The organism is Shinella sp. S4-D37, from assembly GCF_040812195.1.
GTDB lineage: Bacteria > Pseudomonadota > Alphaproteobacteria > Rhizobiales > Rhizobiaceae > Shinella.
Genome location: NZ_JBFNXL010000005.1, coordinates 899,970 through 916,549, shown reverse-complemented (window position 1 = coordinate 916,549; position 16,580 = coordinate 899,970). Strand labels below are relative to the sequence as shown.

Genomic DNA, 16,580 nt, shown 5'->3' with positions numbered 1-16,580 from the left:
GGGATTGGCTCAATCCAGCCGCGTGGCGAGCAGCTTGTCGACGCGACGGCCGTCCATGTCGACGACCTCGAAGCGCCAGCCCTGCATTTCCGTGGCTTCTCCGGTTTTCGGCAGCTTCTGCAGCGATTCGATGACGAGGCCGGCGGCGGTCTGGTAGCTGCGGCGGCCCGGAAGCTGCAGGCCGAGGCGGTCGGCCATCTCGTCGATCGGCATGGAGCCGGCGATCAGCCAGGAGCCGTCCTCGCGCTGCACCGCATAGTCGTCGTCGCCTTCCTCGATATCGGCGCGGAACACGCCGGCAATCGCCTCCAGCACGTCGGCGGGCGTGATGACGCCTTCGAAGTGGCCGTATTCGTCGTGCACCAGCATCATCGGCACCTCGGCGGTGCGCAGCTTGTCGAGCACGCGCATGGCATCCATCGTATCCGGCACGATCGGCGCGGGGCGGATGAAGCTGCGGATGTCGAGCGACTGGCCGGTGAGCACGGCCGAGAGCAGTTCGCGCTTCTGCACGATGCCGACGATCGTCTCCGGCCCGCCGTCGGCGACCGGCAGGCGGGAATGCTGGCTCTCGTTGAGGGTCTGGTGGATTTCCTCCACCGTGTCGCCGAGGTCGATCCAGTCGACGTCGTTGCGCGGCGTCATGAGGCCACGCGCCTCGCGGTCGGAAAAGCGCATGACGCCGGCGATCATCAGCTTCTCGCCGCCCTCGATGACGCCGGCGGCTTCCGCCTCGGCGACGATCGTCTTGATCTCCTCGTCCGTGACGACGCTTTCGGCGACCTCGTGCTGGCCCAGCAGGCGGAAGATCAGCCGCGTCGAGGCGTCGAGAATCCAGACCGCCGGCGCGCCGATCCTGGAGAGCAGCGACATGGACGGCGCGACGAGCGCGGCGAAACGCTCGGGGTTCTTCAGCGCGATCTGCTTGGGCACCAGTTCGCCGACCACCACCGACAGATAGGTGATGACGAAGATGACGATGCCGTAGCCGAGCGGATCGGCCAGCCAGTCCGGCACGCCCTCGGCATAAAGGATGTCGCGCAGGCGCCGGCCGAGCGCGGCACCGGAAAAGGCACCGGCGAGAATGCCGATGAGGGTGATGCCGATCTGGACGGTGGAGAGGAATTTTCCGGGGCGTTCCGCCAGTTTCAGCGCCGCGGCGGCACCGCGCGAGCCCTGCGCGGCCATGGTCTTCAGGCGCGGCTTGCGGGCGGAGACGATGGAAAGTTCGGAAAGGGCAAAGACCCCGTTGAAGAGGATGAGGAAGACAGCAATCGCGAGTTCGAACAAGGACTGTGAGCCGTGCTTGAGAACCGCAACGGCGCCTTTCTGTTGATGACGATGGCTGCAAGATAGGGGCGCGGCGGGCCGCCGTCAATCGAACTTGCCGATCACGGTGCCGTCAGTCGGCGCTCGGCAGGCGGCGCATGGTGAACTCGATGCGGTCCCCCTCCATGGCGCGCCAGCTTTCCACCTCCGTCCAGTAGGCAGCTTTCGGCCAGAGGTCGAACCATTCGCGCGCCTTCTGCCGCGCCGCCTGCCGGTCGAGGCAGAAGGTCTCGCGGACGAAATGGCCCTCGCCGGCGGGCTTTTCGCGGCGGCGGCGCTCGATATGGCGCCGAAGCCCTTCGAGAGGCGGGGGACCGGGAACACGCGCCATGCAGATTTCCTCCTGGCAGCCTGGCAGCCCATTCGACGACAGAAACATAAGCCGCCGCCGCACGTTTTGCGAGTCCGGCCTTTCCCTCCGGGAACCCGCCCGCGGTTGCCAAACGGCGCAAAGTTCTGGACTGTGGCCGAAATGTGATTCGGCGGGACGGCCCGCCAGCGGGAAGCACCATGGAACGACCAGACCTGCCGAAAGGCCTGCCCGAGGATATCGAAGAGAAGAAGAACGCCGCGCGCGCCTGGTTCGGCCAGTTGCGCGACGCGATCTGCGCCAGCTTCGAGGCGATCGAGGACGACCTGCAAGGTCCCCTCTCCGACATGCAGCCGGGCCGCTTCGTCGGCCGGGACTGGCTGCGCGAGAACGGCGAAGGCGGCGGCGGGCGCATGTCGATGATGGAAGGCCGCGTCTTCGAGAAGGTCGGCGTGCACACCTCCACCGTCCACGGCGAATTCTCGCCGGAATTCCGCGGCCAGCTCCCCGGCGCCGGCGAGGACCCGCGCTTCTGGGCCTCCGGCATCTCGCTCATCGCCCATCCGGTGAACCCCAACGTGCCGGCCGTGCACATGAACACGCGCATGGTCGTCACCACCAGCCACTGGTTCGGCGGCGGGGCGGACCTGACGCCGGTGCTCGACCGCCGCCGCACGATGGACGACCCCGATACCGCGCTCTTCCACAAGGCGATGGAGATCGCCTGCGGCCGCCACCCCGTCGCCGACCACCGGAAATTCAAGGACTGGTGCGACGAGTACTTCTTCCTGAAGCACCGGAACGAACCGCGCGGCACCGGCGGCATCTTCTACGACTGGCTGCATTCGCCCGAGGAGCGCGGCGGCTGGGACGCCGACTTCGCCTTCACCCAGGATGTCGGCCGGGCCTTCGCCATGGTCTATCCGAAGATCGTGCGCGCGAACTTCAACAAGGGCTGGACGGAGGAGGACCGCGACGAGCAGCTCGTGCGGCGCGGCCGCTATGTCGAGTTCAACCTGCTCTACGATCGCGGCACGATCTTCGGCCTCAAGACGGGCGGCAATGTCGAGTCGATCCTCTCCTCGCTGCCTCCGGTGGTGCGCTGGCCGTGACCGGCCGCCTCCCCGCCTTGTGATTACGGTTTCTCCGCCTTGCGTGCTATGATGCCGCCTGCATGAGTCCATGGAGGAAGCAGTCATGAAGATTGCAGTACAAGAGGCAGTGCAGGCCCATCCTGACCGGAAATCCCCCGACAGTCTCGAGCGTGCCGCCGAAAGCGTGCGTGCCGAGAGCGGGCAGGACCTGCCGCACGCCTATTTCGTCGAAGAGGCCCGGCTGCGGCTCGCCAGCAGCGTGGTGCACCACCTCGTCGATCACCATACGACACCGGCCCAGCTCCAGTCGTCCTGCTGCTTCGACGCCTGGGCGAAGGACGACGCGGCCTGAGGACGGCCGTCCGGGAAAGCGGCGACGAACAGCGTCCGGGGGGAACTCCGGGCGGCTCTCGTCGTTTTCCGATGCGGCCCCTCGTCGCGGGGCCCGGCCCCGGTTTGGCCGATCGGGCCGCATCTGCTACACTGGTCCCCTTGAAACGACAGGAGATAGGTCATGAGACTTTTTGAATGCGGTTCACTCGTCCCCGGATGCGACTGGCATACGCGGGCCGCTGACGACGCCGAGGTCGTCCGCCGCGCGGTCGAGCACATGCGCTCCGCCCATGGCGAGGCAATCATCCGCGAAAGCATGGTCGATCACATCAAGGAACGCATCGTCGACGAAAAGGCGGCCGACGCCGCCTGACGGGCCGGCCTCTCCCTCGTGAGGGAAGGCTATATGCATATGGCTTGAAGGCCTTCCCCAACCCCTCCCCGCAAGGGGGAGGGACTTAACGTGCCGCACCCGCTGCGTGAAAAATCAAGGGAAGGGCAAGCCTTTTGCTTTCTCCCCTTGGGCGAGATGCCGGCAGGCAGGGGGTTCAGAGGCGATCCGCCCAGCCTCCCTTTTGTGAGGAGGCTTCAATCCGCAACCAGCCCCTCCAGCCGCGCCAGCAGCGTCGTCCGGTCGTTCCGGAAGTTCCCCGCCACCCATTCCTCTTCGATCGTCCCGAGCACCGCGCCGACCTTCGGCCCGGCCGGAACACCCGCGGCCAGCACGTCGGCGCCGTTGAGGGGGAAGGTCGGCTTCTTCCATTTCCCGGCGCGGGCAATAAGACGCTGGCAGAGGCCGGCGAAGGCGAGCGCCTCCGGATCGCCAAGGCCCCGCGCCCGGGCGGCGGCAAGCGCCAGCTTCAGCCGGATCGTCAGCCCCTGCGGGCCGTTGAGGTAGAGCAGCCGATCGAAGGTCGTCTCCGCGAGCTTCGGGGCGATTTCGGGCGCGGCGGCCCAATGATCCAGCACCGCCGCCTCCGCTTTCGACAGCCGCAGGCGCTCGGCAAGCGCCTTCAGGCGCGCGCGGTCCGGCGGCACCATGGCGGCAAGGCGCAGCAGCGCGTCCGGCGTCCAGCCGAACGCCCTTTCGGCGTCGACCAGGCCGGGGATCGCGTCGATGCCCCACTTTTCCGTCTCGGGCAGGATTTGCGTCAGCACGCCCGCCTGCCGCATCCAGAGCAGCGCCCGGCCCGGATCGGGCGCGGCGAGCAGCTTCTTCGTCTCGGACCAGACCCGCTCCGCCGAAAGCCTTGCAAGCGTGTCCTTCGCCCGCGCACAGGCCTTCAGCCCCTCGGCGTCCGGCCGCCCGCTGCCGTAGAGCGCGAAGAAGCGGAAGAAGCGCAGGATGCGCAGGTGATCCTCCGCAATGCGCATCGCCGCATCGCCGATGAAGCGCACCGTCCGGCTCTCGATATCCGGCAGGCCGTTCACGAGGTCGACGACCGTGCCGTCGCCGGTGGCGTAGAGCGCGTTGATCGTCAGGTCGCGCCGCTCGGCATCCATGCGCCAGTCCGTGCCGAACGCCACCTCCGCGTGGCGGCCGTCGGTGGCGACGTCCCGGCGCAGCGTCGTCACCTCGAAGGGTTTCCCATCGAGGACCAGCGTCACCGTGCCGTGCTCGATGCCCGTCGGCACCGCCTTGATGCCCGCCGCCTTCGCCCGCTCCACCACCTCTTCGGGCCGGAGCGTCGTCGCGATGTCGATATCGGCGACCGGCAGGCCCATCAGGCTGTTGCGCACGGCCCCGCCGGCCACCCGCGCCTCCCCGCCCTCGCCGTTCAAGAGCGCCAGCACGCGAACGAGCGCCGGGTCGGCGAACCACGCCTCGCCCGAAACAGACGTCATGCATAAAGCCTTTCATAGATCACCCGCACGATGCCGGCGGTGATGCCCCAGATATTATGCCCCTCATAGGGCATGCGATAATAATGCCGCTCGCCGCCGAGCCAGATACCGCTGCCCCGCTCGTGGTTGCGCGGGTCCATCAGGAAGGAGAGCGGCACGTCGAAGACGTTCTCCACCTCCGCCGGGTTGGGCGCAAGCGCAAAACCCGGCTGCACCACCGCCAGCACCGGCGTGATCGAGAAGCCCGAAAGCGCCTTATACTGCGGCAGCCGGCCGACCGGCTCGACGAAGCGGCGGTCGAGGCTGATCTCCTCCTCCGCCTCGCGCATCGCCGCCGCCTCAACATTCTCGTCCCCGTCATCCACCGCGCCGCCCGGAAAGGCGACCTGGCCGGAATGCTTGCGCAGCGTGGCGGTGCGCTGCGTGAAGATGACGCGCGCCTCCTCGCCGTCGTCGACGACGGGGATCAGCACAGCCGCATCGCGCAGCTTCATGTCCTCCAGATGCGGGATGACGCCGGGATTGAGCAGGCTGTCGCCATGCTCGCGCCAACTCTCCTCGCCGAGCGTCAGCATCTGGTCCAGCGCCCTGCGGCGGAATTCGGCGGCGCTATAGGGCGGAAAGCTCATCGCGACAGCGCATCCAGCTCGGCCGCCGGCATAATGGGGAAGGCCACGCCGCCGGAGCGCACCGCGAACATCTCCACGCCGTCGATCCCGATCGTCTCGCCGAGTGCGACCAGCTCGTACATCATCGCCCGCGAGACCAGGGCCTCCAGCCGGCCGCGCACGAGAAGATAGGGTTTCAGCTCGCTGTTCTCGCCTTTGACGACGAAGCGCAGCGGGTGATCCGGCCCGGCCTCCACCACGTCGCCGACATTGGTGCGGAAGGTGAGCTTTTGCGCCTCCCCCTCACCCGACGCGTTCATCTCGACGGCGAGGAACGGCGCGTCGGCAACGCGGATGCCGACCTTCTCGACGGGGGTCACCAGATAGGTCCTGCCGTCCTCGTCCTTGCGCAGCACCGTGGAGAAAAGCCGCACCAGCGGCGCACGGCCGATCGGCGTTCCCAGATAGAACCAGGTGCCGTCGGCACCGATCTCCATATCGATGTCGCCGCAGAACGGCGGGTTCCAGCGCTCGACCGGCGGCAGGCCGCGCCCGCCGGTCTCCGCCCCCGCGCGCGCGATCAGCGCGGCCAGTCCCGCCGCATCGCCGCTTTCGCGAATTTCGCCCGTTGCCATTGTTCCGTCCCGGTTGAACCCTATCTCCGCGAGAAGAAAGGGTGGATACACCATTTCTCACGAGATAGTCATTTCGTGGCCGCTTGTCAGCCACGGGTGAGCTAATAAGCTTTCTATCCATGAAGCGAACGCGGCAAGGCCCACGATTCGCGGAAGATTTTAGGACCGGTAGTGGAGAGACCCATGGGCGTTCAGAATTCCCCCGAGGCAGGCCTGGACGAAAAGGCGGTGATCGCCGCCGCCGAGCGGGCGCTCTCCGACATCGCGATCATCCGCAAGGAGGTCGGAAAGGTCATCTTCGGCCAGGAAAGCGTGGTCGAGCAGACGATGCTCGCGGTGCTGTCGGGCGGCCATGCGCTGCTCGTCGGCGTGCCCGGCCTTGCCAAGACCAAGCTCGTCGTCACCCTCGGCACCGTGCTCGGCCTCTCCTCCAGCCGCATCCAGTTCACGCCGGACCTGATGCCCTCGGATATCCTCGGCTCGGAGGTGATGGACCAGGACGAGAACGGCAAGCGCTCCTTCCGCTTCGTGCCCGGCCCGATCTTCACCCAGCTTCTCATGGCCGACGAGATCAACCGCGCCTCGCCGCGCACCCAGTCCGCGCTCTTGCAGGCCATGCAGGAATATCACGTCACGGTCGCCGGCCAGACCAACGACCTGCCGAAACCCTTCCATGTGCTGGCGACGCAGAACCCGCTGGAGCAGGAAGGCACCTATCCGCTGCCCGAAGCCCAGCTCGACCGGTTCCTCCTCCAGGTCGACGTCGACTATCCCGAGCTTGCCGCCGAGCGCCAGATCCTCCTGGAAACCACCGGCGTTTCCGAGGCGCAGGCGAGCGCCGCCATCTCGGCCGCGCGCCTCATCGAAATCCAGAGCCTCATCCGCCAGATGCCGGTCAGCGAGAAGGTGCTCGACGCCATCCTCTCCCTCGTGCGCTCCGCCCGTCCCGGCAACGGCGTCGCCTCCACCGACAAGCATGTCGCCTGGGGCCCCGGCCCGCGCGCCGGCCAGGCGATGATGCTGTGCGCCCGGGCCCGCGCGCTCTACGAAGGCCGCCTCGCCCCCTCGGTGGACGACGTGCTGGCGCTGGCCGAACCTGTGCTGCAACACCGCATGGCGCTGACCTTCGGCGCGCGCGCGGAAGGCATGTCGGTGCGCGACGTCATCGCGGGCCTCGTCCGCCAGGCCGGCGGCTGAGCGGGGCCGATCGCATGGCGACCGTCGGCCAGATCGTCCAACCGACCCCGACCCGCGACGTACTGTCGCGGGCGCAGGCGCGCGCCGCCCTCGTCCCCGATTGCATGGTCGAGGCCCAGCGCCTCGCCAACACCGTGATCGCCGGCTGGCACGGCCGCCGCAAGCGTGGCATCGGCGAGAATTTCTGGCAGTTCCGCCCCTATGTCGACGGCGAGAGCCTGTCGCGCATCGACTGGCGGCGCTCGGCCCGCGACGACCATACCTATGTGCGCGACCGCGAGTGGGAGGCCGCCCACACCGTCTGGGTCTGGGCCGATCTTTCGCCCTCCATGATGTACAAGTCGACCTTCGGCAGCGTTTCGAAGGAGAGCCGTGCGCTGGTCGTCATGCTGGCGCTCGCCGAGATCCTCGCCCGTTCCGGCGAGCGCATCGGCTGCCCCGGCGTCATGGAGCCGATCGCCGCGCGCAACGCCGCCGAACGACTCGCCACCGCCCTCATGCACAACGGCACCACGGGCGGCCTGCCGGATACGGGCATGATCCGCGGCAACAGCGACATCGTGCTGATCGGCGATTTCCTCGATCCGGTCGAGGAGATCATGGCGCGCCTCGGGCCGCTCGCCCGCCGCGGCCTCACCGGCCATGTCGTCGAGATATCCGACCCGGCGGAAGAGACCTTCCCCTATGTCGGGCGCACCGAATTCACCGACCCGGAAAGCGGCCGGAAACTCACCGCCGGCCGCGCCGAGACGCTGAAGGACGACTATACCCGCGCCTATCTCGCCCGGCGCGCGACGCTGGCCGACAACCTGCGCCATCTCGGCTGGAGCTTCGTGCCCCACCGCACGGACAGGCTCGCCTCCGAGGCGCTGGTCGCCGTACACATGTACCTCTCCGGCATGCCGGCGATGAAGGTGGAGGGCCGCGGCCGATGAGTGCCTTCGCCTTCGCTTTCCCCGCGGTGCTGACGGCGCTGGTGCTGCTGCCGGTCATCTGGTGGCTGTTGCGCCTGACGCCGCCGAAGCCGCTCACCGAGGTCTTCCCGCCCTTCGCCGTCCTCGCCGCGATCATGAAGCGCGAGGAGACGCCGGCGCAAAGCCCCTGGTGGCTGACGCTGCTGCGCATGCTGATGGCCGCCGCGATCATCTTCGCCATCGCCGACCCGGTCTTCAACCCGCGCACCAACACGCTGGCGGCAAGCGGCCCCCTCGTTCTCGTCGTCGACAACACCTGGGCCTCGGCCACCGACTGGCAGCAGCGCATCGACACCGCATCCGTGCTGATCGACGATGCCGAAAGCCGCGACGTGCCGATTTCGCTCGTGCTGACCGCCGAGCGCCAGCACGACGCCGTGCCGGTCGATGCCGCGACCGCGCGCAACCGCCTCGCCGCCGCCGAGGTCCGCCCGCTGCCGGCCGACCGCGCCTCGGCCGTCGCCTCGCTGCGCACCGCCCTCGACGGCACCGCGCCGGGCACCCTCGCCTTCATCAGCGACGGCATGGCGAGCGGCGAGACGGACGAGGCGGTAGCCGCACTCCAGGCCCTTGCCCCCGCCGACTTCCGCATCGTCGCGGGCGACGGGGCTCCCGCCGTCGCCGTCACCGCGGCGAGCAACGGCGCGGACGCGCTGTCCGTCACCCTCACCCGGCTCGACGGCGGCCCGGCGCGCAGCCTGCCGCTGACGGCGCACGATTCGCGCGGGCGGCCGATCGCGACGGGCACGGCCGATTTCGCCGCGGAGAGCGGCACGACCACCGGCACGATCACCGCGCCCTTCGAACTGCGCAACGATTTCGCCCGCATCACCATCGACGGCCTTGCCAATGCCGGTGGCACCTATCTCCTCGACGACGGCTTCCGCCGCCGCCGCGTCGCCTTCCTCTCCGGCGAGGTGATGGACGCCAGCCAGCCGCTGCTCTCGCCGCTGCACTACATCAACCGCGCCCTTGCCCCCTATGCCGACCTGATCGAGCCGAGCGTCGCCGACCTCTCGGTCGCCATTCCAGAACTGCTGGAACAGAACCCCTCGGTGCTGATCATGGCCGATATCGGCCGGCTGCCGGAGGACGCGCAGGGCGCGGTAGAGCGCTGGATCGAGGCCGGCGGCATGCTGGTCCGCTTCGCCGGCCCGCGCCTTGCGGCGGCGCCTGCGGACGATCCGCTCGTGCCGGTCCTCCTGCGCAAGGGCGAGCGGGCGCTCGGCGGCGCGCTCTCCTGGTCCGAGCCGCAGCCGCTTTCCGCCTATCCCGCAAACAGCCCCTTCGCCGGCATGCGCGCGCCGGAGGACATTCTGATCAAGCGCCAGGTGCTCGCCGAACCGACGCCGGACCTTGCCGAGCGCACCTGGGCAAGCCTTGCCGACGGCACGCCGCTGGTGACGACCGGCCCGCTCGGCTCCGGCCGCATCGTGCTCTTCCATATCAGCGCGGAAACCGGCTGGTCCAATCTGCCGCTGTCCGGCGATTTCGTCGAGATGCTCCGCCGCACCGTGCAGCTTTCGCGCGGCGGCGGCGTTTCGGCCGGCGACGGCGCCGAGACGCAGGGCCTGCCGCCCTACCGGCTGATGACCGCGAACGGCACGCTCGCCGCCGCGACCGGCGAGGCGAAGCCGCTTGCCGCCGGCAATGCCGAGAAGGCCATCGCCAGCTTCGACAACCCGCCCGGCCTCTACGGCACGGAGGACGGCTATGTCGCCCACAACCTCTTCCCGCCCGGCCACCAGATTCGCCCGCTGGCCGTCGCCGACGGCGCGGGCATGACGCGCGAACCGCTCGCCGGAAGACAGACCTGGTCGCTGAAGCCCCATCTCTTCACCCTCGCCGCCCTGCTGCTGCTTGCCGATTGCGCCATCGTGCTCTTCATGGGCGGCGCCTTCGCCGCCGCCGCCCGTGGCATGCCGAAGCGCGGCGCGACCGCCGCCGTGCTGCTCGCCCTTGCGGCCGGCGCGCTTGTCGCCGCCCCGCCGGAAAGCCGGGCGGCCGACGACAAGCCCGGCGACGAGGCGATCATGTCGCGGCTCGACACGACGCATATCGCCTATGTCGTCACCGGCGAGGGCGAGGTGGACCGCATCTCCGAGCGCGGCCTTGCCGGCCTCACGGAATTCCTCACCTACCGCACCACGCTGGAGCCCGGCGAACCCGTCGGCGTCGACATTTCCAAGGACGAACTGGCGCTCTACCCGATCATCTACTGGCCGGTGAGCGCCAGCGCCGAAATGCCGTCCAGCGCCGCGATCAGCCGCATCGACGCCTATATGCGCAGCGGCGGCACCGTGCTGTTCGACACGCGCGACCAGTATGTCTCGCTCGACGGCAATTCGACGAGCCCCAACACCGAGCGCCTCCAGGCGATCCTCGCCAATCTCGACATTCCGCCGCTGGAGCCCGTTCCGGCCGACCACGTCCTGACCAAGGCCTTCTACCTCCTGGCGAATTTCCCCGGCCGCTATGCCGGAAGCCCGCTCTGGATAGAGGCGGAGCTGGACCGCGCCGAGGACCCGAGCCGCCCGGCGCGCGCGGGGGACGGCGTGTCGCCGATCATGATCACCGGCAACGATTTCGCCGGCGCCTGGGCGGTCGACGCCAACGGCATGGCGCTGCTACCGACCGTGCCGCCGGACGAGGTGCAGCGCGACCATGCCTTCCGCGCCGGCGTCAACATCATGATGTACATGCTGACCGGCAACTACAAGGCGGACCAGGTGCACGTCCCCGCCCTCCTCGAACGGCTGGGGCAGTGACATGACCCTGCAATTCTCCCCCTTCCTGCCCTGGATCGCCATCACCGTCATCGGCCTTGCCGGCCTCGCGCTGGCCGCCCTCGGCCTGTGGCGCGGCCTGCGCGGCGCCTTCGTCCGCGCGCTGGCGCTTGCCCTCCTGGTCTTCGCCCTCGCCAATCCCGTCTTCCTGCAGGAGGACCGCGAGGCACTGTCGACCGTTGTGCCGGTCATCGTCGACCGCAGCCAGAGCCAGGACGACGCGCAGCGCACCGCCCAGACCAACGCCGCGCTGGAGGGGCTGAAAGCACGCTTCTCCCGCTACCCGCGCATCGAGCCGCGCATCGTGGAGGCCCGCGACGACGGCACGTCGGACACGCCCTCCACCCGCCTCTTCGACGCGCTCAACGCGGCCATCGCCGATGTGCCGCGCTCGCGCGTCGGCGGCGCGATCCTCCTCACCGACGGGCAGGTGCACGACATTCCCGAAGCCTCGGCCTTCTCCAGCTTCGAGGCGCCGGTGCACGCGCTCGTCACCGGCCGGCCGGACGAGTTCGACCGCCGCATCGAGATCGTCAGCGCGCCGCGCTTCGGCATCGTCGGCGAGCCGCAGGAGCTGAAATTCCGCGTGGTGGACGACGGCGCCGGCCCCGGCGGCACCGCCCGCGTGACCGTGCGCCTCAACGGCAACGAGATCGCCTCGGAAATCGCCCAGCCGGGCACCGAACAGCCGCTTCGCTTCACCGTACCGCGCGGCGGCAACAACATTCTCGAATTCGAGGTGGAGCCGGTCGAAGGCGAGATCACCGCGGCGAACAATCGCGCCGTCCATGTCATCGAGGGCATCCGCGAGAACCTGCGCGTGCTGCTGGTCTCGGGCGAGCCGCATGCCGGCGAGCGCGCCTGGCGCAACCTTTTGAAGTCCGACACCGCCATCGACCTCGTGCACTTCACCATCCTGCGCCCGCCGGAAAAGCAGGACGGCACGCCGATCAACGAGCTTTCGCTGATCGCCTTCCCGACGCGCGAGCTCTTCGTCGACAAGATCAACGAGTTCGATCTCATCATCTTCGACCGCTACCAGCACCGCGGCGTGCTGCCGATCCTCTATTACGACAACATCGCGCAATATGTCGAAAACGGCGGCGCGTTGCTGATCGCGGCGGGGCCGGAGCATGCAGGCAACGATTCCATCGCCGGCACGCCGCTCTCCGTCGTGCTGCCGGCCAACCCGACCGGCGCGATGAACGAGGCGCCCTTCTATCCCCGCCTTTCGGATGAGGGGAAGAAGCACCCGGTCACGCGCGGGCTGGAAGGCGCCGGCGAGGAACCGCTCCGCTGGGGCCGCTGGTTCCGCACCGTCGACGTGCAGCGCCCGGACGGCAATGTCGTGATGGAAGCCAATGACGGCAAGCCGCTGCTGGTGCTGAACCGCGCCGGCAAGGGCCGCGTCGCCATGCTGCTCTCCGACCAGGGTTGGCTCTGGGCGCGCGGCTTCGAGGGCGGCGGCCCGCATGTCTCGCTCTATCGCCGCACCGCGCACTGGCTGATGCAGGAGCCGGCGCTGGAGGAGGAGGCGCTGACCGCCCGCACCTTCGGCCGCACGCTGCAGATCAACCGCCAGACCATCGGCGACGCACCGGGCGAAGCGACGCTGAAGCTGCCATCGGGCGCGACGCAGCAGGTGGCGCTCACGGAAGCCGAGCCCGGCCTCTACCGCGCCGAGATGCCGACGGCGGAGACGGGCCTTTACGAGATCACCAATGACGACCTCACCGCGCTCGTGCATGTCGGCGCGGTCGACGCACCGGAATTCAAGGCGACGATCTCGACCACCGAAAGCCTGAAGCCGCTCGCTGTGGCCACGAAGGGCACGGTGCGCCGGCTGGTGGACGCGGAGGGCGAAGCCGTCTCGCTGCCGCCCCTGCTGCCGGTGTCGGGCCAGGTGCGCACCGTGGACGAGAACCGCCTGTCGCTGCGCATGACGGACGAGACGGTGCTGAAGGGCATCAACTCGCTGCCGCTCTTCGCCGGTTTCGCCGGCGTCGGCCTGCTACTCCTCGCCTTCTCGGCCATGTGGTATCGCGAAGGGCGGTAGGGCAAGGCCGGCGCCGAGCCGGGAAACTCCTCCTCAAAGGCCGGGGGCAGCTTCCTCATCGTTTCGCCAGCAGATCACACCCTTCAACCGCGCATGCGTGTCTTCCGCGAAAGGCATGACGAGCACCCGTGCGGGGTCGACGGGGCCGGGGAAGGCCAGCGCGTTCCAGGCGACCTTCTCGAAGCCGAGCGGACCGTAATAGGGCGGGTCGCCGACGAGGACGACGGCTTCGGACCCCTTGCGTTTCGCGGCGGCGCAAGCGATGCGCAGCAGTTCCCGGCCGATGCCGCGGTTCTTGTGCGAAGGCCTGACGGCGAGCGGGCCGAGCAGGTGCGCCTTGACGCCGCCTGCAAGGACCGGCGTCATGCGCACGGACGCGATCGTCTCGCCGTCGTCGGTGCAGATGAAGGACAGCGACAGGTCGTGCGGGCCCTGCTCGCGGATGCGCGCGGCCGCGCGGACATGCCGGCCGGGACCGAAGGCTTCTTCGTTGATGTGTTCGATGGCCGCGTCGTGGGAGGCATCTTCCGTCAGGTAGACGAGGCTGTGCTTGAGCATGTTCATGGATCGGGGAACCGGAGACGAAACGAGGGATGCGGGTGGTCGCGCCGCCGCCAGGGGGCGCAGCAGGGGCATCAGCGTCGTCGTGGGGTTCCGGTGTAGAACATGGAGCTTGTCGTCTTCCTTGCCGGCCTGAGCGCCGGTGCTGGTTTGCGCGGATAGCAGAAATTTCGCCTCTGTCAAAGCGCAAAACGCACTGTTCATCAAAATGCACCTATCCACGCCCCGCCCTTGCACTGATTATGGCGGCATGTTTTGGCCGCGAAGGGCGGCGGAAGGAGATCATCATGGGCATGCTCGTGGACGGCGTCTGGCATGACGTCTGGTATGACACGAAATCGACGAAGGGCCATTTCCAGCGCGCCGCTTCGCAGTTCCGCAACTGGATCACGCCGGACGGCGCGCCGGGGCCGTCCGGCGAAGGCGGTTTTGCGGCGGAGGCCGGGCGCTACCACCTCTATGTCTCCTATGCCTGTCCCTGGGCGCATCGCACGCTGATCTTCCGCAAGCTGAAGAAGCTGGAGGACATTATCACCGTCTCCGTCGTCGATCCCCTGATGCTGGCGCGCGGCTGGGAGTTCAAGGGCGAGAACGGCGGCACGCTCGACCCTCTGTTCGGTGCCTCCGCGCTCTACGAGGTCTATCTGAAAGCCGATCCGCACTATTCCGGCCGCGTCACCGTGCCCGTGCTGTGGGACAAGAAGGAGAACCGTCTGGTCTCGAACGAATCGGCCGAGATCATCCGCATGTTCAACTCCGCCTTCGACGGCCTCACCGGCTCGCGCGACGACTACTATCCCGCGCCGCTGCGCGCCGAGATCGACGCCCTCAACGAGGCGATCTACGACAGCGTCAACAACGGCGTCTACAAGGCCGGCTTCGCAACGACGCAGGAGGCGTATGAAGGTGCGGTGCAAAAGCTCTTCGAGATGCTGGACAGCCTCGACGCGCGGCTTTCGACGCAGCGCTACCTGACCGGCGACCGCCTGACGGAGGCCGACTGGCGGCTCTTCACCACGCTGGTGCGCCTCGATCCGGTCTATGTCGGCCATTTCAAGTGCAACATCCGCCGCATCGCCGACTATCCGAACCTCTCCGGCTACCTGCGCGAACTCTACCAGGTGCCGGGTGTCGCCGAGACGGTGAACATGAGCCACATCAAGGAGCATTATTACCGCAGCCACACGACGATCAACCCGACGGGCGTCGTGCCGGTCGGCCCGGACCTCGACCTGACCGTCCCGCACGGGCGGGAGCGTCTGAAAGCGGCCTGACCTACCAGACGTCCGCAAACGACGCCCGGCCGGCAAGCTCCTCCAGCCGCCGGCGGGTGGCGGCGGTCGTGGCGGCCGGCAGCGCGTCGAGCGCGAAGAAGCCGGCCTCGACGATCTCCCGGTCCCGGGCGCGCGGCGCGGACTGAGTGACCCCCTCGCAGCGGTAGAGAAGGACGTGGTCGCGCTTGCTGGTCTGCCGGTTGAAATAGACGTGCAAGAGCCGCGGCGGCGCGCCCATGGCGAGGTTGCCCTCCTCCCGCATCTCCTTGGCCAGCGCCTCCAGCGCCGTCTCGCCGCGCTCGATGCCGCCGCCCGGCAGATGCCAGCCCGGCACGTAGCTGTGGCGCACCAGGAAGAGGCGGCCGGTCTCGTCGAAACAGGCGGCGCGCACGCCCATCGTCATGCCGCGGGAAAGCGCGAAATAGAAGTGCAGCACGCGCGTCGCCAGCCGGTTGAGGCGGCTGCGGGTCGGCGGGGCGGCGGGCTCGTCCTGGTCCATGGCGGCACTTCGCCGGAAGCCTTCGGCCAAATCAAGTCCCAGCGGGTCGAAGGTCAGGGAATATCCACGCCTTGCGTTCCCCTTGCGCATCTTATGCTCTAAGGAGGGATATGTTCAGGCTTGCCCATATATCGGACGTCCATCTCGGGCCCCTGCCCGCCCTCACCTTCCTGGAGCTGTTTTCCAAGCGCATCACGGGCTTCGTCAACTGGCACCGCAACCGTCGCCGGCACCTCTTCGCCAATACGCTCGACATCGTGCTCGACGATATCGAGCGGCGCGATCCCGACCATCTGGCGATCACCGGCGACCTCGTGAACCTTGCCTCCTCGCTCGAGATCGCGGCCGTCAAGGCCTGGCTGGCGAAGGCCGGCACGCCGGAAAACGTCTCGGTCGTGCCGGGCAACCACGATGCCTATGTGCGCGGCGCCTACGAGAAATCGACCCGGGCCTGGTATCCCTACATGCGCGGCGACAACGGGCCGGCCGAATGGAACGAGGACTTTCCCGTCTTTCCCTATCTGCGGGTGCGCGGCCAGGCGGCGATCATCGGCTGCTCGACGGCGGTCGCCACGCCGCCCTTCTCCGCATCGGGCTATTTCGGCAGCCGCCAGGCGCGCGAGACCGTCAACCTCCTGCGCGCGGCCGAAGACGCCGGCCTCTTCCGCGTCGTGCTGATTCATCATCCGCCGATCCGCGGCGCGACCTCGTTCCACAAGCGCATGATGGGCATCCGCCGGTTCGCCGCGACCGTGTCGACCGGCGGGGCCGATCTCGTGCTGCACGGCCATACCCATCTCAACACCGTGCACTGGCTTGCCGGCCAGACGAAGCAGATCCCGGTCGTCGGCATCGCCTCCGCCTCGCAGGGTCCGGGCGGGCACAAGCCGCCGGCCGGCTACAACCTGTTCTCCATTTCCGGCGCCCCGGGAAACTGGAACGTCATGCGCGAGCGCTACGCGCTGACGACGGACGGCCTCGCGCTGGCCCTGGCGGAAACCACACGTTTCTGACAGGCCGCGCCCCGCGTGAATAAAACCCTCCCCTCGCCCGTACCATCTCCTCAGAGCGGCCGCGAA

Annotated in this window: 16 protein-coding genes; 9 read left to right on the top strand and 7 right to left on the bottom strand. The window is 68.5% G+C overall.

Translation table 11 applies throughout. The annotated features are described in order from the left end of the window. Positions 1–9: 9 nt before the first annotated feature. The gene (locus tag AB3G45_RS11895; RefSeq protein WP_367830752.1) at positions 10–1,290 is read right to left on the bottom strand and encodes a hemolysin family protein; all 1,281 of its coding nucleotides are present in this window, start codon (positions 1,288–1,290) and stop codon (positions 10–12) included. Between the two features lie 112 nt (positions 1,291–1,402). Next, positions 1,403–1,660, bottom strand: coding sequence for a hypothetical protein (locus AB3G45_RS11890; protein WP_367830751.1), 258 nt, complete (start codon positions 1,658–1,660; stop codon positions 1,403–1,405). A gap of 179 nt (positions 1,661–1,839) precedes the next feature. On the opposite strand from AB3G45_RS11890, the gene hemF reads away from it, so the two are divergent. The 3 genes from hemF to AB3G45_RS11875 all read left to right on the top strand — a co-directional run bounded on the left by hemF (position 1,840) and on the right by AB3G45_RS11875 (position 3,439). Next, on the top strand, positions 1,840–2,751 hold the full coding sequence (gene hemF / locus AB3G45_RS11885; protein WP_367830750.1) for an oxygen-dependent coproporphyrinogen oxidase: 912 nt from the start codon (positions 1,840–1,842) through the stop codon (positions 2,749–2,751). Positions 2,752–2,836: 85 nt separating this feature from the next. Beyond that, positions 2,837–3,085 (top strand): hypothetical protein, encoded by a 249-nt coding sequence (locus AB3G45_RS11880; RefSeq protein WP_367830749.1) that lies wholly within the window; start codon positions 2,837–2,839, stop codon positions 3,083–3,085. A 162-nt stretch (positions 3,086–3,247) separates the two neighbouring features. Further along, positions 3,248–3,439 (top strand): DUF1059 domain-containing protein, encoded by a 192-nt coding sequence (locus AB3G45_RS11875; RefSeq protein WP_367830748.1) that lies wholly within the window; start codon positions 3,248–3,250, stop codon positions 3,437–3,439. A gap of 215 nt (positions 3,440–3,654) precedes the next feature. Here the strand turns inward: AB3G45_RS11875 and AB3G45_RS11870 are convergent, their stop codons facing one another. From AB3G45_RS11870 to AB3G45_RS11860, 3 genes are read right to left on the bottom strand one after another with little or no spacing between them, the layout of a single operon-like run. Continuing rightward, a complete protein-coding gene (locus tag AB3G45_RS11870) occupies positions 3,655–4,911 on the bottom strand; it encodes a CCA tRNA nucleotidyltransferase (RefSeq protein WP_367830747.1) in 1,257 nt (418 codons plus the stop codon). Further along, the gene (locus tag AB3G45_RS11865) at positions 4,908–5,540 is read right to left on the bottom strand and encodes a CoA pyrophosphatase (RefSeq protein WP_367830746.1); all 633 of its coding nucleotides are present in this window, start codon (positions 5,538–5,540) and stop codon (positions 4,908–4,910) included. Before AB3G45_RS11865 ends, AB3G45_RS11870 begins: the two co-directional genes overlap by 4 nt. Then, positions 5,537–6,154 carry a DUF1285 domain-containing protein gene (locus tag AB3G45_RS11860; protein ID WP_367830745.1) on the bottom strand — a complete coding sequence of 206 codons (618 nt, stop codon included), beginning with the start codon at positions 6,152–6,154 and terminating at the stop codon, positions 5,537–5,539. The genes AB3G45_RS11865 and AB3G45_RS11860 overlap by 4 nt, the downstream gene beginning before the upstream one ends. A 183-nt stretch (positions 6,155–6,337) precedes the next feature. Between AB3G45_RS11860 and AB3G45_RS11855 the strand changes: the two genes are divergently transcribed. The 4 genes from AB3G45_RS11855 to AB3G45_RS11840 are packed head-to-tail and all read left to right on the top strand — an operon-like array spanning position 6,338 to position 13,167. Then, complete coding sequence (locus AB3G45_RS11855; protein WP_367830744.1) at positions 6,338–7,351, top strand: AAA family ATPase; 1,014 nt, start codon at positions 6,338–6,340, stop codon at positions 7,349–7,351. Between the two features lie 14 nt (positions 7,352–7,365). After that, on the top strand, positions 7,366–8,286 hold the full coding sequence (locus tag AB3G45_RS11850; RefSeq protein ID WP_367830743.1) for a DUF58 domain-containing protein: 921 nt from the start codon (positions 7,366–7,368) through the stop codon (positions 8,284–8,286). Then, positions 8,283–11,093 (top strand): DUF4159 domain-containing protein, encoded by a 2,811-nt coding sequence (locus AB3G45_RS11845; protein ID WP_367830742.1) that lies wholly within the window; start codon positions 8,283–8,285, stop codon positions 11,091–11,093. The genes AB3G45_RS11850 and AB3G45_RS11845 overlap by 4 nt, the downstream gene beginning before the upstream one ends. Position 11,094: 1 nt before the next feature. Beyond that, on the top strand, positions 11,095–13,167 hold the full coding sequence (locus tag AB3G45_RS11840; protein ID WP_367830741.1) for a hypothetical protein: 2,073 nt from the start codon (positions 11,095–11,097) through the stop codon (positions 13,165–13,167). A 33-nt stretch (positions 13,168–13,200) separates the two neighbouring features. On the opposite strand, the gene AB3G45_RS11835 is transcribed toward AB3G45_RS11840, so the two are convergent. Beyond that, positions 13,201–13,731 carry a GNAT family N-acetyltransferase gene (locus AB3G45_RS11835; RefSeq protein WP_367830740.1) on the bottom strand — a complete coding sequence of 177 codons (531 nt, stop codon included), beginning with the start codon at positions 13,729–13,731 and terminating at the stop codon, positions 13,201–13,203. Between the two features lie 284 nt (positions 13,732–14,015). Between AB3G45_RS11835 and AB3G45_RS11830 the strand changes: the two genes are divergently transcribed. Next, positions 14,016–15,002 (top strand): glutathione S-transferase family protein, encoded by a 987-nt coding sequence (locus AB3G45_RS11830; RefSeq protein ID WP_367830739.1) that lies wholly within the window; start codon positions 14,016–14,018, stop codon positions 15,000–15,002. 1 nt (position 15,003) lies between these two features. Here AB3G45_RS11830 and AB3G45_RS11825 read toward each other — a convergent pair whose 3' ends face one another. Next, a complete protein-coding gene (locus AB3G45_RS11825) occupies positions 15,004–15,501 on the bottom strand; it encodes an NUDIX domain-containing protein (RefSeq protein ID WP_367830738.1) in 498 nt (165 codons plus the stop codon). Positions 15,502–15,611: 110 nt separating this feature from the next. Here AB3G45_RS11825 and AB3G45_RS11820 point away from each other — a divergent pair, with 110 nt between their 5' ends. Further along, the gene (locus tag AB3G45_RS11820; RefSeq protein WP_367830737.1) at positions 15,612–16,514 is read left to right on the top strand and encodes a metallophosphoesterase; all 903 of its coding nucleotides are present in this window, start codon (positions 15,612–15,614) and stop codon (positions 16,512–16,514) included. The last annotated feature ends 66 nt before the right edge of the window (positions 16,515–16,580 follow it).